This window comes from Nostoc sp. FACHB-888 (assembly GCF_014696655.1).
Taxonomy (GTDB): domain Bacteria; phylum Cyanobacteriota; class Cyanobacteriia; order Cyanobacteriales; family Nostocaceae; genus Nostoc.
This window is the reverse complement of sequence record NZ_JACJQM010000023.1, coordinates 64,284-80,144: the sequence shown is the minus strand read 5'-3', so window position 1 is coordinate 80,144 and position 15,861 is coordinate 64,284. Positions and strand designations below refer to the sequence as shown.

General features: G+C 40.9%; 15 protein-coding genes and 1 tRNA gene. 7 read left to right on the top strand and 9 right to left on the bottom strand.

All coding sequences use genetic code 11. The features are described 5' to 3' along the window. The first annotated feature begins 154 nt into the window (after positions 1–154). Positions 155–472, top strand: a complete 318-nt coding sequence (locus tag H6G26_RS16450; protein ID WP_190730279.1) for a hypothetical protein — start codon at positions 155–157, stop codon at positions 470–472. 954 nt (positions 473–1,426) lie between these two features. Next, positions 1,427–3,271 carry a hypothetical protein gene (locus tag H6G26_RS16445; RefSeq protein ID WP_190730278.1) on the top strand — a complete coding sequence of 615 codons (1,845 nt, stop codon included), beginning with the start codon at positions 1,427–1,429 and terminating at the stop codon, positions 3,269–3,271. Positions 3,272–3,402: 131 nt separating this feature from the next. Here the strand turns inward: H6G26_RS16445 and H6G26_RS16440 are convergent, their stop codons facing one another. Then, complete coding sequence (locus H6G26_RS16440; protein WP_190730277.1) at positions 3,403–5,394, bottom strand: zinc metalloprotease HtpX; 1,992 nt, start codon at positions 5,392–5,394, stop codon at positions 3,403–3,405. A gap of 411 nt (positions 5,395–5,805) precedes the next feature. On the opposite strand from H6G26_RS16440, the gene H6G26_RS16435 reads away from it, so the two are divergent. After that, complete coding sequence (locus H6G26_RS16435; RefSeq protein WP_190730276.1) at positions 5,806–7,113, top strand: glutamate-5-semialdehyde dehydrogenase; 1,308 nt, start codon at positions 5,806–5,808, stop codon at positions 7,111–7,113. A gap of 63 nt (positions 7,114–7,176) precedes the next feature. On the opposite strand, the gene H6G26_RS16430 is transcribed toward H6G26_RS16435, so the two are convergent. Continuing rightward, complete coding sequence (locus H6G26_RS16430) at positions 7,177–7,686, bottom strand: GNAT family N-acetyltransferase (RefSeq protein ID WP_190730275.1); 510 nt, start codon at positions 7,684–7,686, stop codon at positions 7,177–7,179. Between the two features lie 80 nt (positions 7,687–7,766). Next, positions 7,767–9,182: an isochorismate synthase MenF gene (locus H6G26_RS16425; protein ID WP_190730274.1), complete on the bottom strand. Its 1,416-nt coding sequence runs from the start codon at positions 9,180–9,182 to the stop codon at positions 7,767–7,769. 308 nt (positions 9,183–9,490) lie between these two features. On the opposite strand from H6G26_RS16425, the gene menA reads away from it, so the two are divergent. The 3 genes from menA to H6G26_RS16410 all read left to right on the top strand — a co-directional run bounded on the left by menA (position 9,491) and on the right by H6G26_RS16410 (position 12,820). Next, a complete protein-coding gene (menA, locus tag H6G26_RS16420) occupies positions 9,491–10,387 on the top strand; it encodes a 2-carboxy-1,4-naphthoquinone phytyltransferase (protein ID WP_190730273.1) in 897 nt (298 codons plus the stop codon). Between the two features lie 61 nt (positions 10,388–10,448). Continuing rightward, positions 10,449–11,441, top strand: coding sequence for an o-succinylbenzoate synthase (locus tag H6G26_RS16415; RefSeq protein ID WP_190730272.1), 993 nt, complete (start codon positions 10,449–10,451; stop codon positions 11,439–11,441). Beyond that, positions 11,426–12,820, top strand: a complete 1,395-nt coding sequence (locus H6G26_RS16410; protein ID WP_190730271.1) for a 2-succinylbenzoate--CoA ligase — start codon at positions 11,426–11,428, stop codon at positions 12,818–12,820. The genes H6G26_RS16415 and H6G26_RS16410 overlap by 16 nt, the downstream gene beginning before the upstream one ends. Here the strand turns inward: H6G26_RS16410 and H6G26_RS16405 are convergent. From H6G26_RS16405 to H6G26_RS16395, 3 genes are all read right to left on the bottom strand, one after another. Then, positions 12,813–13,259 carry a thioesterase family protein gene (locus tag H6G26_RS16405; RefSeq protein ID WP_190730270.1) on the bottom strand — a complete coding sequence of 149 codons (447 nt, stop codon included), beginning with the start codon at positions 13,257–13,259 and terminating at the stop codon, positions 12,813–12,815. The two genes, H6G26_RS16410 and H6G26_RS16405, sit on opposite strands and share 8 nt — an antisense overlap. Positions 13,260–13,349: 90 nt before the next feature. Next, positions 13,350–13,508 (bottom strand): hypothetical protein, encoded by a 159-nt coding sequence (locus tag H6G26_RS16400; RefSeq protein WP_242053745.1) that lies wholly within the window; start codon positions 13,506–13,508, stop codon positions 13,350–13,352. Further along, complete coding sequence (locus H6G26_RS16395) at positions 13,505–13,771, bottom strand: Arc family DNA-binding protein (RefSeq protein WP_190730269.1); 267 nt, start codon at positions 13,769–13,771, stop codon at positions 13,505–13,507. Before H6G26_RS16395 ends, H6G26_RS16400 begins: the two co-directional genes overlap by 4 nt. 233 nt (positions 13,772–14,004) lie before the next feature. Here H6G26_RS16395 and H6G26_RS16390 point away from each other — a divergent pair, with 233 nt between their 5' ends. After that, positions 14,005–14,304 carry a hypothetical protein gene (locus tag H6G26_RS16390; RefSeq protein WP_190730268.1) on the top strand — a complete coding sequence of 100 codons (300 nt, stop codon included), beginning with the start codon at positions 14,005–14,007 and terminating at the stop codon, positions 14,302–14,304. Positions 14,305–14,413: 109 nt separating this feature from the next. Here the strand turns inward: H6G26_RS16390 and H6G26_RS16385 are convergent, their stop codons facing one another. From H6G26_RS16385 to H6G26_RS16375, 3 genes are all read right to left on the bottom strand, one after another. Next, positions 14,414–14,602, bottom strand: a complete 189-nt coding sequence (locus tag H6G26_RS16385) for a hypothetical protein (protein ID WP_190730267.1) — start codon at positions 14,600–14,602, stop codon at positions 14,414–14,416. Between the two features lie 89 nt (positions 14,603–14,691). Then, positions 14,692–14,776, bottom strand: a tRNA-Ser gene (locus H6G26_RS16380). A 101-nt stretch (positions 14,777–14,877) separates the two neighbouring features. Beyond that, positions 14,878–15,807 (bottom strand): TIGR04168 family protein, encoded by a 930-nt coding sequence (locus tag H6G26_RS16375; RefSeq protein WP_190730266.1) that lies wholly within the window; start codon positions 15,805–15,807, stop codon positions 14,878–14,880. Positions 15,808–15,861 lie beyond the last annotated feature (54 nt).

Genomic DNA, 15,861 nt, shown 5'->3' with positions numbered 1-15,861 from the left:
ATCAAAACTTGACTGGTGCAAACTTTAGACAAACGATACCGGAGTAAGAGTAAAAAAAGTATGCAAAATTGACAATTTCTAACTTTTAACACCATTTTCCGAAAATCATGATCAGTTACCTTCACTTTGTTAGCTGCCACTCCAACTGCAACGCATGAGCAAGAAGAGACAAACGCTCAAAGCCACTCCCAAAGGTTTAGAACAAGCTGAGAAAGCTCTCAAAAGATTGCATGGAACACAATTAAGTTTTGCTAATTACTTAGCAGGTGTAGTCGGTCGCAGTACTATTCAAAAATTTTTTCAAGGACAGGAAATTAAAGTTGACAAGTTTAAAGAAATTTGTAAAGCACTAACGCTTGAGTCTGATTGGGAAGTAATCGCAGGTTTTACCAATTTTCCTGACCAATTTGATTTCCCAGATAATCAGCCACCCAAAAATGGAAATTTACAGAGAAACGATGGCTCAGTCTAGTACGTTACGGCATAAATAGAGCAACGATTAAAAATCCTCAAAGAACTTATCCTATAGTACTTTCGACATTTGACTTCCGTCTTGCGGTACTAGGCTCTTCTTCCAACAAGCAGGGGCTTATGACAAAATTAACCCCATATACTACTTATTGCTTACGTTTAGAGCTTAGAGATATTACTTGTAATTAAGCAATTGGAGCATTATCTAATCAGCCAAGCTGCGGGTTATTACGCAAACGAGATACAGCAAAATATAAAGAATACATCAAGCTCAGGGCTTGTATAGTAAGTAAGTAAGCGAGAATAAATCAAACTATATTAAGTAATATAAAATATCTTGAAATTAGCTTGTAGGTAAGAATTTAGCCCTGATTTTAGCACTAAAATTATCATTGTAACCCTTTAATTATTTACGCCGATCTACTTAGATTTATTAGCCATAACATAAAGATTCTGCAAAAATCTTTATTGGAATATAGACATACAAACAAATTTTCGGTATTTAACTATTATCAGGTTATTTGGATGTTTCCTATTTTCAAGTGTCGAATAATAGATTATTTTTCTTTATTAACACTCTTAAAGAATGTTTTAAAATTTCCGAAGCGTATAATTTTGCACTTCTTACTTAAAACAACTGCAAGAAAAAATTTAGGTTTCAGCCATATACTGAGATGTTTTTTGTGTTGGCATTTGAAAGCAAAAGACTTGAGTGCCAATGGGTACTAACACCGACGCCGATGATTTTAGCAGTTCAGGCACAGGCGACTACCTAACTATTTAGGTCATCTGCAAAAGCCCACGAAAAATCTAACCCCCTTCCCGATAGCAGAAGCAGAAAATTCAAAATTTCTCTTCTTCTATGAGAAAGGTTTTCCAAATTCCGTAAAAATCTGGTATAAAACGATTCAGAGTCGTAATATTTTACACCGCCGAAAACATTGGAGTAACCTCAGTGTCTATATTTACCGTTACTAACGCCAAGAACAGTGATACAGGTTCACTGCGGCAAGCAATTCTAGATGCTAATGCCTTAGCAGGAAAAGACATCATTAATTTTGGTGGGCTGTTTAATGATGGACTCGCTCATACCATCAGTTTGAGTGGTAGTAGTCTGAGTATCACAGATGACCTGACTATTCAAGGTACAAATCCAGACTTACTAACTATTAGTAGCGATAGTGCTTCTCGTGTTTTTGACATTGGCAATGGTGTAACAGCTGCAATCAGCGGGCTGAATATTACCAATAGCTACAAAAAAGCTGGAGGAGGCGGTGCTATATCTAATGAAGGCATCTTTGACTTGAGCAACACTACTATCACTGGCAACACTGCGGAATACGGCAGTGGTATCTTCAACTCTGGCACCCTATCGGTAAGCAACAGCACCATTACTGGCAACTCGGCAACGAACAATGGTGGCGGCATCTTCAATTCTGGTACCCTATCGGTGAATAAAAGCACCATCGCTGATAACAACGCCAACCAGGGCGGCGGTATCTTCAACTATATCTTTAAGGAAGACGGCAGCCCCAATATCGGTATTGTTACTGTGAGTAACAGCACCATCAGGGGCAACACTGCGGAATACGACGGTGGCGGCATTTATGGTTCCGAATTTGGCACCATAAATGTGAGTAACAGCCTCATCAAGGGTAATAGTGTCAACTTCCGATCCAGCTATTACGGTGGCGGCGGCATCTTCAGCTCTGGCATTCTATCAGTGGATAAAAGCAGCATCACTGGCAACACTGCGGAATACGGTGGCGGTATCTATGGTATCTATGAAGGCGCTATAACCGTGAGTAACAGCACCATTACTGGCAATCACGCCAGCAACGGCGGCGGCATCTACAGTAGTGTTACTCTCACAGTGGATGAAAGCAGCATCACTGGCAACACTGCGGAATACGGCGGCGGTATCTATGATGGCGGTGGTGTCTATGAGGGTATCAGTCTTAACGAGGGTAATGGCATTATAACCGTGAGTAACAGCACCATTACTGGCAACACTGCGGAATCCGGCGGTGGTATCTATATTGGCGGCACTGCAATCGGTGGCACTACAATCGGTGGCACTACAATCGGTGGCACTATAACTGTGAGTAGCAGCACCATCACTGGCAACTCAGCGACAAACAACGGCGGCGGGGTTTACAGCGAAGGCACTATAACTGTTAGTAACAGCACCATTAATGATAACTCGGCAACAAATAACGGCGGCGGCATCTATAACGCAGGCGAGATCATCTTTGGTTACCGTGGCCCAGATGGACTAATATATGGCAGCGTTACGGTGGAAAATAGTACCATCAATGACAATAATGCATCTACTGGAGGCGGCATCTATAACGCAGGCAGCCTATCCGTGAGTAAAAGCACCATCCGTAATAACTATGCCAACGATGAAGGCGGCGGCATCTATAATTCTAATTCTACTCCGGGAGACGGCTACAATTTTGGCATCCTTGCCGTAAGTTATAGCACCATTAGCGGCAATCAGGCACATCTTGGCGGTGGCATCTATAATGATGCCACCCTAACAGTGGGCAATAGCACTATCAAACACAATAAAGCCTTTGGAATTGAACTCATCTCTGGTAGTTACGAGCCTGGCCATGGTGGCGGCATTTTCAACTCTAGCCCTGGTAATGCCACACTAGACTACAGCAGCATCGTTTGTAACTTTGAGATCCTACAACAGGATTCAACTAAGGTTATCAAGCTTGATAATCTCGTTGGTAAATTCATCACCAAAGGCTCATTCATGAGAGTTGAAAACAATAGCGCCCAGTCTTAAAGCTCAGTTAATGCCCTCATAGAGGAGTTGCACAGAAGCCTACACTTACCCGTTCGCGTAGCGTCTCGCAGAGAAGGAAAGTGTAGGAGATGTCACAGCTTGGATGGACTGAAAAATGCTTTGACAGCAGACTAGCTGTTCAATAACATAATCAAGACCACTCCCAGGATAATTGATCCACCGCCAAGGATGAATGACCAGAAGCGATGGTAACTGTTGACAATAGTGCCATTTTCACTTTGGAGTTGAATCAAATCCATCCAAGGTGCAACGCCTCGACGGAACCAACCCACAGCCCCAACTTGTTCACCAATCAAGCTTTGGACTCTCTTCATCCCAAACAGGAAATTGCCGATGGGGCCAAAGCGTGAGGCGTAGTGGAGATAAAGCATCCCACTACGATCCTGAATTTTTAAATCGGAACCAAACTTATAACCAGCGTCGCCACGACCAATTAGTAGACCTTCAAGTTTTGCTGGTTGTCCACGCAATGGACTGGCGTAAGGGTCTGACATCAGGGTGAGAATGTCAGTTTCTGGCGCTTGTTTGTAGTCGGGGAACATCACCAAGGCTTTAACCAAAATTCCCATCCCTAAACCAAGAAATGGCGCACCAATTGCTAAACCTGTATTTGGGGAACTTGACCACAGAATCACACCCATTACTAAGCCAACAAAGAAACCTATAGTTTCAGCACCATACAGCACAACGTCTAAAAATAAGTTGCCGTAAAGCCTACTCTTACTCAGAGTTTTACCTTCTCCAATAACTCGCCCCATATCAAACTCAGTCGGTAAACCCAATTGTTCGGCATAGGTGCTTAATGCACGAACTCGTTTACCTGTCAATGGGTGAGTTGAATTTAATTCCATCCACCAACCCCAAGGGTTAAACATATCCCACAGAAAGACACGACCAATTTTTTGGGTATCGGATGCAATGCGGTAGGCGGTTCCTGTGGAAGCGGCGGCTTTATGGTCATAGATACCCAAGGCGCGAGTTCCTTCAATTAAACGACTGGGTTCTTGTGTCCGCGAACCTTCTTCTAATATCCCATAGGCAATCTTCACCAAAGCGCGAGATAATCCATTGGGATTACCTGTACTTTCGGCTGCAAAGTGGTCAGCAAAGTATTCACGTGTCCGAGAAAGGTACAGCAGTAGATAAGTACCAATGATATAAAATACGTAGGCAACTAAACCAGCAGTTTGCATAGCATCTTTAATTTTGCTATCGCCACCACGCCCAAATCTTCTGGCTGTGCTGTAAATCAGGTAGCAAATTTGCACCAAGGTAGAAGCTACAGTCATCACTGCGAAATCCCAGTGAACGATATGCCCTAATTCGTGGGCGTAAACGGTAGCAATTTCATCGTCATCAAGATAAGTGAAAAGTCCCTGACTGACGACTAAACGGGCGCTGTTAGGTAACGAACCATAAGTAAAAGCCGTAGGGTTTTGATCGTTAATGATTCCTAGTCGTGGGGTTTTCAGGTTTTTCTGCTGACAGACTTGGCGAATAACTTTAGCTGTCTCTGGACTGAGGGCTTCAACTTCTGCTAACTCTACCCAGCGAGTTTGGTAAAGCCATCTCTGGGTTAAGTCCATGAGAAAGGGAGACAGGAAAAAGGCAGCAATATTAAAAACTAGGGTAAAACCAATAGCGATCGCTAACCCTTGGAGTGGATCGTTACTACCCAAAATAAATACTAAACTTAAACCTAAAGCCAAGACCATGCCAAATAATAAGGTCATGGTGACACCAGAAGCTAACACTAAACTACCACCCACACCGCCCATCGCTAATTTCATTCCACTAGTAGTGGCGCGACCAGCTTTTTGTCCGGCGTTAGATTTGGTTGCTGAGGTTTGGCGGAAGGTTTGACTAGCTTGTTCTGCCCAACTGCGAGCCTGTGGGTTTTCACTCATCATTAACTTTTGACACAGCATCTTGGCTTTTTCGATTTCGCCTATGGCTTGATAGGCTTTCATCAGCCACATCTGTGCTGAAAGATAATCTGAGGAATCTTGCTCAACACAATCGCGGCAGAATTGTTCTAGTAATTCAACCGCTTCTTGATAACGTTTTTGTTTTAAGGCGTTTAATCCAGATTGCAATGACATAGGATCTCCCTAGCAAAGGAGTGGTATTTGATCTATCAATACTCAATAGATCCAGCGATCGTCACTGCAATTTCGTAAAAATTTAAATAATGGCGGTATAAATTATTTATTTAAGTAAAAAGGCTAGAAAAACATAAATTACGATGTCTCTCTAGCCCCTGGTACGCATAAATCATTTTTAAATTTCCAAATAAAGCCTGTAATAATACTTGAAATATTTAGATAGTGGTGAAGTTATTACCTTCGCTTTCCCTGTGTTCTATAATCACAGAATAAATTTTTTGAACCAAGTCTTGCTTCACCCGATCAGAGTAATTATTGATTACCCAGATGGTTCACCCGATTGGGGGAAGACGATAAGCAATGGTGAACTCACATTGATAAGATGAAGAAAAGGTAAAGATTTGTGCTATGACTATTTTTAACATTGCTACTCCCCTAATTGCGATCGCAGGTCAAACTCGCCAAGCTGCAAGTAAGTTGGCGATTCTCTCTACTGAGGAAAAAAATCAAGCACTTGTTGCGATCGCAGAAGCTTTAGAATCAGCTAGAGATGAAATTTTACAAGCAAATATTGCTGATTGTGAAGCTGCTAGTTCCGAAGGAATTCCTAAACCACTTTATAAACGCTTACAGTTGGATGAACATAAATTAAGAGACGCGATCGCTGGAGTAAGAGATGTAGGTAAGTTAGCTGATCCAGTTGGTAAAGTACAGATTCACCGCGAACTTGATACTGGCTTAATTCTTAAGCGGGTTACTTGTCCTTTAGGCGTTTTGGGGATTATTTTTGAAGCACGTCCAGAGGCGGCGATTCAAATTGTCTCCTTAGCAATCAAATCGGGAAATGGTGTAATCCTCAAATGTGGAAAGGAAGCGGTACGTTCTTGCGAAGCGATAGTTAAGGCAATTAAGCAAGGATTATCTCAAACTGCTGTTAACCCTGATGCGGTACAGTTGCTGACAACTAGAGAAGAAACTTTAGAACTTTTGAAATTAGATAAATATGTAGATTTAATCATTCCTAGAGGTTCTAATTCCTTTGTCCGGTTCGTGCAAGAAAATACACGGATTCCTGTATTAGGTCACGCCGACGGGATTTGTCATCTTTATATAGATAAAGCGGCTGATATTTCTAAAGCAGTTCCGATTACCGTTGATGCCAAAGCTCAATATCCTGCTGTTTGTAATGCAATTGAAACCTTGCTAGTTCATCAATCAATTGCTACAGAGTTTTTACCCCAAGTTGCTGAGGCTTTGCAAGAACGTCATGTAGAATTAAGAGGTGATAAACGCACCTTGGATCTTTTGCCTAATATCGTCGCTGCAACAGAAATAGATTGGGAAACAGAATACAGCGATTTTATTTTGTCAATTAAAATTGTAGATTCCTTAGAAGGTGCGATCGCACATATTAACGAATATGGTTCTCGTCATACTGACGCGATTATTACTGAAGATTCAACATCTGTGGAAACTTTCTTTGGATTGGTAAATTCAGCCAATATATTCCACAATTGTTCTACCAGATTTGCTGATGGTTTCCGCTATGGTTTCGGTGCAGAAGTAGGGATTAGTACGCAACAAATGCCTCCCCGTGGCCCCGTTGGTTTAGAAGGATTAATCACATACAAATATCAAATGACTGGCGATGGTCATATTGTAGCTACTTACGCTGGGGCCAATGCTAAAGCTTTTACTCATCAAGATTTAGTGTAAGATATCATCAAAAGTATATGCTCTAGTAACGCTAGAAATACACCGATTTCTCCGGTGTATTTTTTATGTTAATAGTTTATCTGAGTTGTCAAAAGTTTTAATTGGGCCATGCCATTGCTCATCATTTAAGAAAACCTCTTTAAAAGCTCCATTAGTGTATTGACTAATTACCTTGCTCCAAAAAGCTTGTGCGCCTAAGTTCAAAGCAGTCTGCCGTACCTCCCAATTGCCAGGAAACTGGTCGAAAATGTGAGTAGCTACTTGTTTACCAATATCCTGACTTCGATACCTCTTGAGGATAAAGAACTCAGCAATAGACATAGCATCCTTATCTTGATAAAGGTAGGTGTGCTGATTAATAAGTACAAACCCTGCCACTTTCTCATCAACTTTAACTAGAAATGGGTGTCGTTCAGGTTCTGTCCAATAGTAATCAAGATATCGATAGCCAAATAAGCCGCAGGCATCTACATCTTTAGCTTCTATCTCACTTAAATCATACTGGTATAGTTCCATTAAATTACCCAGCACTGACTTCTGTTGTTGAGTAGCTTTTACCACTTCAATTTTCATAAAGCATCTACGATACTGGAACTAAAAGATATGCTTTCATGCAGAGAAATCTTTGGATGTTTTTTAATTTGGAAGTCTCTTTAAACTAACCCTTTCAGTAACGCCTGAAGTTTAAGCTGCACCTCTGCAAACTCTTTGTCAGGATCAGATCCCGCAACGATACCAGCACCAGCGTACAATCTTGCGCGATCGCCATCAATCAAGGCTGAACGAATCCCCACAATAAATTCGCAGTTTCCCTGAGAATCTATCCAACCCAGAGGCGCAGCATACAAACCCCTCTCAAAGCTTTCATAACGACGAATTTCAGCACAAGCAACATCTCGTGCTGCACCAGCAACCGCTGGTGTAGGATGCAACTGAGCGACAATCTTTAATGGATGAATGTTAGCGGGAACCATAGCACTTATTGGTGTCCATAAATGCTGGATATTCGATAATTGTCGGAGACGGGGTGCTAATATTTGGGGCAATAAACCTAGCTGGCATAGGCGTTGTGTAATGAAATCCAGTACCAGCGAATGTTCATGCTTTTCTTTTTCACTATTGAGTAAGCGATTGGCATTAGCTGCATCTTCAGCAGGGGTTTTACCTCGCGGTGCAGAACCAGCCAAAGCATCAGTTATTAACTGTTGATTATTAATACTAATTAATCTTTCTGGACTTGCCCCAATAAAGTTTTGTCCTTTGCCATTACTTGTAGAAAAAATATAACAATTAGGATGTATTTGCCTAAGATTATTTAAGGATTGAACTAAGTCAAACTGATTGCTTGATTTTACGTCTAATATATCTGCTAAGACAATCTTGCTTAAATGACTAGACCGAATTTTTTCCAAAACAGATGTTACTGAACGTTTAAATTGGGCAGCATTTGTGACGGATTTCTTGTATAACTTTGCTGAAAAAGAATTAATATTAGGAGAGTAATATTCTAAAGATTGGACAAAATCAATTTTATTTTGCACATTCTCTAATAATCTTTGAATATTTACACTTTTATTGATAGTTATATTTGTTACTAATATGCAACGCTGATTTTTAACAGCTACTTGCCAGCGTGGAAGAAAGATGGTAGCAGATGGAAATGGATAATCTACTTGGGCATTTTTATCAAAAAAGCTGAAATAACAAAAAAAGTGAGGCCCAGAAAAACCTTGGCTAATGTTACCAAAATTAATTATATTTTTTAGACAAGATTTGATAAAATGTTCAGCTTGAGTAAAACGATCTGCACCATCAATTTGTAACTTTGCCACAGCATCAATTGCTGCGATCGCTTCTCCTTTACTTTTGTCCTCAAAGTAAAAATTTATTTCATTTGCTTGTGTAAGTTTATCTAATACAAGTAAAGGGTCAACTAAATCGATCTCCTGAGAAATACTGACAATTTGCCTGCAATTATTTTTGACGCACTTTTCTTGCACCGCTACCAAAAATTGATATAAATCTTTGTCCTCTACAAAGAGGTTGCTACGACATGGTGAAACTGTCATGGATCTATAGTAAATTTTTTTTAAGTTAACTTCCTAAAGTGTAATAAATCGTGGTCGTATTTCTACAGGTAACATATTAAGTTGCTATTTCACCAGCGTAGAGTTTACCTTGTTTGTGGTGTTCCTAGACCCGGACAAGATAGTTCCAGCCTTAGACTGCCAAGGTGAGGGCAGAGTGTTAACAACGCGATGTGAACAAGCTACAGTCAAAGTGACAGTTGTTTTTAGCTCATGTATATCTAGCATCTCTTTAAATCATAAAATCTCAAGAGTGAGTAATATTCCGGCAATTTAATTAATTACAACTGATGACTACCAAGCAGATTTTATATCCCAACACTAAGTTATGGATGGCAGCGATTAAACCGCCAATGTATAGCGTTGCCATTATGCCCATTTGGGTAGGAACAGCAGTAGCATTTGCAGAAACTAAAATGTTCAATGGTACAGTATTTTCTACTTTTATAGCTGCTGCAATTTTAATTCTTGCCTGGGAAAATATCAGTAATGATGTCTTTGATTCAGAAACAGGTATTGATCAAAACAAGCACCATTCTCTGGTTAATTTAACAGGCGATAAACTATTAGTATTTTGGTTAGGAAATTTGTGTTTAGGTTTAGGATTGCTGGGCATACTAGCGATCGCCTTTTGGCAACAAGACCTAACTGTTATCGGCATAATTTTACTATGCTGCGGATTGGGCTATATGTACCAAGGGCCTCCCTTTCGCTTAGGATATCAGGGTTTAGGCGAGATTCTTTGCTTTTTTGCCTTTGGCCCCTTAGCAGTGGAGGCAGCCTACTACAGCCAAACCCAAACTTGGTCAATCACAAGTTTAGCAGCCTCAGTGATTGTCGGGATTGCCACAACCTTAGTCTTGTTTTGCTCACACTTCCACCAAGTTAAGGATGACATAGCCGCAGGTAAGCGATCGCCTATCGTCCGTCTAGGAACCCAAAAAGGGGCGCAACTCCTAGCTTGGTTCACTGGTAGCATTTATCCCCTCACCTTGCTGTTTGTACTGTGGGGGATTTCTCCAATTTGGACGTTACTAAGTTGGGTAAGTTTACCTTTCGCCTTCAAATTATGCCGCCACGTCCAAAAAAATCACAACCAGCCTGACAAAGTTAGTAACTGTAAATTCATTGCCGTAGCCGTGCATTTCTGGGCTTGCTTGCTGTTCGGTTTGGGATTTATGGTTTAGGGGATTAGGGATTGGGAATTGGGAATTGAAAATTGGAAGAATCACTAATAAATCTTGACTAATGACTTACAAATTTCAATTTCGTCCCTATCGGCGAAGATTTGTGCGATCGCTGACTACCAATCATGGTAAGTGGGATATTCGTGAAGGTATTATTCTTCACCTTACCGATGAATCAGGTAAAGTCGGGTGGGGAGAAATTGCCCCTATTAGTTGGTTTGGTTCCGAAACCCTAGAACAAGCCTTAGACTTTTGTCGCCAACTCCCAGAAGAAATTACAGACGAGATAATTTTCTCCATCCCAGATGAGTTACCTGCTTGTCAATTTGGCTTTGAGTCAGCGCAAGAGTGGGAGAGTGAGGCAAATATCATAACTCCTAACTTCTCACTCCTAACTCCTAATTCACTCTTCTACAGTGCCTTATTACCAGCAGGTGAAGCGGCTTTAAATCAATGGGAAACGTTGTGGGAGCAGGGATATCACACGTTTAAGTGGAAAATTGGTGTGTATGCGATCGCTGATGAACTAGAAATTTTTGAGTCACTGATACAAACCTTACCAGCCTTTACCAAACTGCGATTAGATGCTAACGGTGGACTCAGCTATGACGAAGCAAACTTATGGCTGCGAACTTGCGACAATTTTAAGGCAAATCCAGAACTACCCCTAGAAATTGAATTTATCGAACAACCGCTACCTGTTGAGCAATTTCAGCAAATGTTGGAATTGAGTATGAGTTATAAAACTGCGATCGCTTTAGATGAATCTGTCGCCACACTTGGGCAACTCACCGCCTGTTATCAACAAGGTTGGCGAGGGATTTTTGTGATCAAGCCTGGAATAGTTGGATCACCATCTCGTCTGAGAAAGTTTTGTCAACAGCATCAAATTGATACTGTATTTTCTTCAGTATTTGAAACTGCGATCGCAAGACAAGCAGCACTCCAGCTAGCAGCCGAATTATCCCGAAACAATAGGGCAATTGGTTTTGGCATCGACCATTTTTTTGAACAAGAAGAAACGTGGTTTCAAAGTTTATGGAACGACCTTTAGACTGTCTTAATCTTCTGGCTCAAGATGACTGGCTTATCGGTTATAACAGCCGCCAATTTAATCAAATATTTGAAGAATTATATTTAAAATTAACACAAATATCAGCGTGTGGAACACCACCAAAAATCATCTTAGCTGAACGTGAACCATTAAGGTTTCTAGCAAGTTTTATTGCTGCTTGTGCAGCTAATTGTCCAGTTTTTCTTTGTAACCCCGATTGGGGAACACAAGAATGGCAACAAGCCTTTGATTTAGTACAGCCAAATATTATCTTGGGAATAGGGAATAGGCAATGGGAAATAAGAAATAACGATAATTCCCAATGCCCAATTCCCAATGCCCCATGCCCACTGATTATGATTCCCACAGGTGGTTCATCGGGGCAGATTAAATTTGCCATCCATACCTGGGAAACTCTCACAGCATCAGTACAAGGATTTACAGAATACTTTCAAATAAAACAAGTCAATTCATTTTGCGTGTTACCGCTATATCATGTTAGCGGTTTAATGCAATTTATGCGCTCTTTCGCCACCGGAGGTAAACTAGCTATTCAACCATTTAAAGCTGTAGAATACAGTCAAATATTCAATATTAAACAATCAGAATTTTTCATATCTTTAGTACCAACTCAATTACAACGCCTCCTGCAAAATCCAGAATTAACTGAATGGCTATCCCAATTTAATACTGTACTTTTGGGAGGTGCGCCAGCATGGAACGAACTACTAGAAAAAGCCAGATTTCACTGCATCCGGTTAGCACCTACTTATGGCATGACAGAAACCGCCTCTCAAATCGCCACCCTCAAACCAGATGATTTTCTGTGCGGTAAAATTAGCAGTGGTCAAATTCTTCCCCATGCCAAAGTAACTATTCGCAATCAGCAAGGCAAGATTTTAAATCCCAATCAAATAGGAAATATTACCATTCATGCTGAATCTTTATCTCTTGGTTACTATCCAATAACCAGAGAAAATCAAACTGATTTCCAAGTAGATGATTTAGGCTTTTTAGACGAACAAGGACATTTAAATATTGTCGGACGTAACAGCGACAAAATTATTACAGGTGGAGAAAATATTTATCCAGCAGAGATTGAATCAGCTATACAAGCCACTCAAATGGTTGCCGATATTTGTGTCATCGGTATTCCCGATAAACACTGGGGAGAAGCTTTAATAGCAATTTACATTCCCAAAAGATCAGATACCTCTGCCTTAAAAATCCAAACTCTACTCAAAGACAAACTCAGCAAATTTAAAATCCCTAAATATTGGATTCCCCAGCAAAGCTTACCCCGCAACTCCCAAGGTAAAATTAACCGTCAACAATTACAACAAATAGCCACAGAATTCCTCCAAAATTCCATCACATAATCTCTCTCGACCTTCTTCTCTCTGCATCCTCTGCGTCTCTGCGGTTCGTCTCCAACCACTGAATAATCTCATCAGGTAATTCCTGCTTACTTCTACTACTTCCATCAATACAAACGTGCCTAGTAATAGCCTTAACAACTACTACCTCAGCCACAGTAATTTCATAAGTAATTTCAAACTTATCAACACCTATTTTTTGCGGAATTAAACTAATCAGCAACTTGTCACCGCCAAACATAGGGCGCAAAAAATCGACACTAGCATGAACAATGGGGAAAGCTACAGATGGATTAGTAAAAAAATCTTTGAGATTAATACCTGATGCTTCTAAAGATTCTTCATAAGCTTCATGGCAAATACCCAAAACATTAGCAAAATAAACTACCCCAGCAGCATCAGTATCTTGAAAGCGAACCGTGCGGTTATAAGTAAAAGGCATTTTTGACAATTGAATATTAAAAAACAGTAGGATTATTGCCTACTCAACAAACTAATTTTATTGCAACTAAGTAAATCAGTGAGAAAAATTCTATTCTCCCAATTCTGAGTTTGTATCGAGGACAAACATTTCTGTCTGTGGATTGGCAAGGTGATCAAAAAGTTGGTTAACTTTGGGGGTTAGTGGATCAGAGATAAAATATTTGATGCACACACTGGTATCCACCACGCATCTAACAGGAATAGTCATCTGTTGCGGTCTTCTCGAATCATTTCAGTACTATCAGGTAATGCGAAGTCTGCTGGATTCACACGGCGACGTTGGCGACTTTCTTCTAGGACTTTAAGTACATTCTGGCGTTTCTGGTCTTCTGCTTGCTGTGCTTCAGTCTTCAAAGCTTGCTCTAACAGAGTTATAACTTGGGCGTTAATGGAACGGTGTTCAGATGCCGCTAACTCTTGCAGCTTTGCATACAAATCATCAGGTAAATTTCTTACATAAAGGGTAGCCATCGCTTTACCTCAAAGTAGGATTTACCCTTATGCTAGCATGATGCAAGCATAGATAGGAGGAGCGATCGTGCTTGTTAATCAGATTTTCGCTTCAATATTTCTATGTGAAATCCTATTAATAAGGATAAAAATATTGCCACCCTGCTAAAACCACAAATTAGGCATTTTTGCTGAGGTTGTTACCAGTCTTAGGGGATGAAGCTGGAGAAAATAAATTTTTACAGTCAAAACCTATGTCAATTGTAGATTTTCTGGTTTCCGCAAATGGTGTAGCTCAATTATGGGCTGCTGATGGACAATTTTTGGGCATTTTATCAAGTAATTTATATGACCCAAACTCTATTAGTAATCTTCATGGTATCTACGGTGGTTCCTATGGTACACACAGCATTCGTAATTCCTATGGATTATATGGTAGTCCATACGGCGTGTACAGTCCTTACAATATTTACTGCCTCAATCCTCCTATCATCTTTTACCAAGGTCAACCAGTGTTGATAGTTACGAACGAGAAATTCTTATGTTATGAGTAATAATTTACCTATAGTTGACCCTGAATTGGTGCTAGAGGTATATGCACAACTCACGAACTCCATCCCAGCATTTAACCCCCATGTAGGATTAAGTCAAACTATTTTTGGTTCACTTTGGTAGTTCAAATTTTTTCCGCACTTCTTGTACAGAAATAACATTACTAGCTTTGCTATCCGCTAATCCAGCTTCAACAGTTTGCCGAACATAAATTTGGTACATCAAATCATCCCATATGGAATTTTCTGGCAACTTGTAAATCAATTTGCGAGCTTCTTCTTTAATATTTAGATTTTTCATCAGTAGTTAACCAAATACTGTTTGTGCATCGATTTGGATATATTCTAGATGCAAAACAGGTGTACTACTTGATAACAACATTTATTCAACGGAGAGGGGGAGATTCGAACTCCCGGAGGTTTTAGCCTCATCCGATTTCAAGTCGGACGCAATCGACCACTCTGCCACCTCTCCAGTAAATCTGTCAAACTTGTGCATATCCTACTTTTGGACGCTATTTAGGCGCTTTTGCTTGGTTAGCACTAAAGCTGACAGATAATACTATACCCCATCATCTACGCAGATTGCACTACTGGATTCGATCGCTCGTACAAAATTTCCTCCCGTGCCACTTGAAAGTCATTCCCCACCCAAACTAGGGAAACTTGCGAAACCACACCCGCCTCTAGGGTGACAATGGAAAAATTACGCAACTTCTCGCTGTCATTTTCCACAATCCTGGGGACACTAGCCGCATTTAAGTAAATTGTCCCCTCTGGACTTCTAAAGATGGGTTTGCGCTGCACCTTCTTGGTATGGCGTAAATCTCGGTGCATGTGACCAAATGTCACCAGAGGAATGGTTTTGCCAGCAGTCAAGGCTTGAGAAATCGCCTCGCCCAAATCTGGATCGCCAAAATCGCCGCCAATTGGGTGCCAGTCTTTGCCGCAGGGGTCTTCCGGGCGATCGCCTAACCCACTAGGCCCATTGTGACCCAAAAATATAATTGTCTCGTAAGCGGCGCTTTTAACTGCTTTGAAGATGCGATCGGCGGATTCTTCCAAACTCGTCACACCGTAACGTTCTTTACAGATTTCCGCGAATTTCCACTCTGGGCCACCCCAAGTAAAGGGACGACCCCCCACTACAGTTAAATTCCAAGCGGGGAAATCCAACTTACCGTAACCGACATGGGATGAACCTAATAAATCGAGTTGTTCCTGTACCCAGTCTTCCTTAGAGCGGTCATAAGGAGCCTTTTTGCGTCCCCATTCGGTGGCGGTGTACCAGGCATCGTGGTTGCCCATCACGGCTGCTTTGGGAATATCGAGAGATGCGATCGCTCTGACCACTTCCACCGATTCATTGCCAAAATCCCCGACAAACAGCACTAAGTCAACACCCAAATGCTTGAGTGCAACGCCATCTTCCACTTCCCATTGGTCGTGAATATCTCCAACTACAGCAATTTTGAGGTTTATCGATTGAGTTTTCTGACTGGTCATGCCACTTTCCTTGCCGTCTATCTCCAGGATATGAAACTCAGCCCGATTTGGACA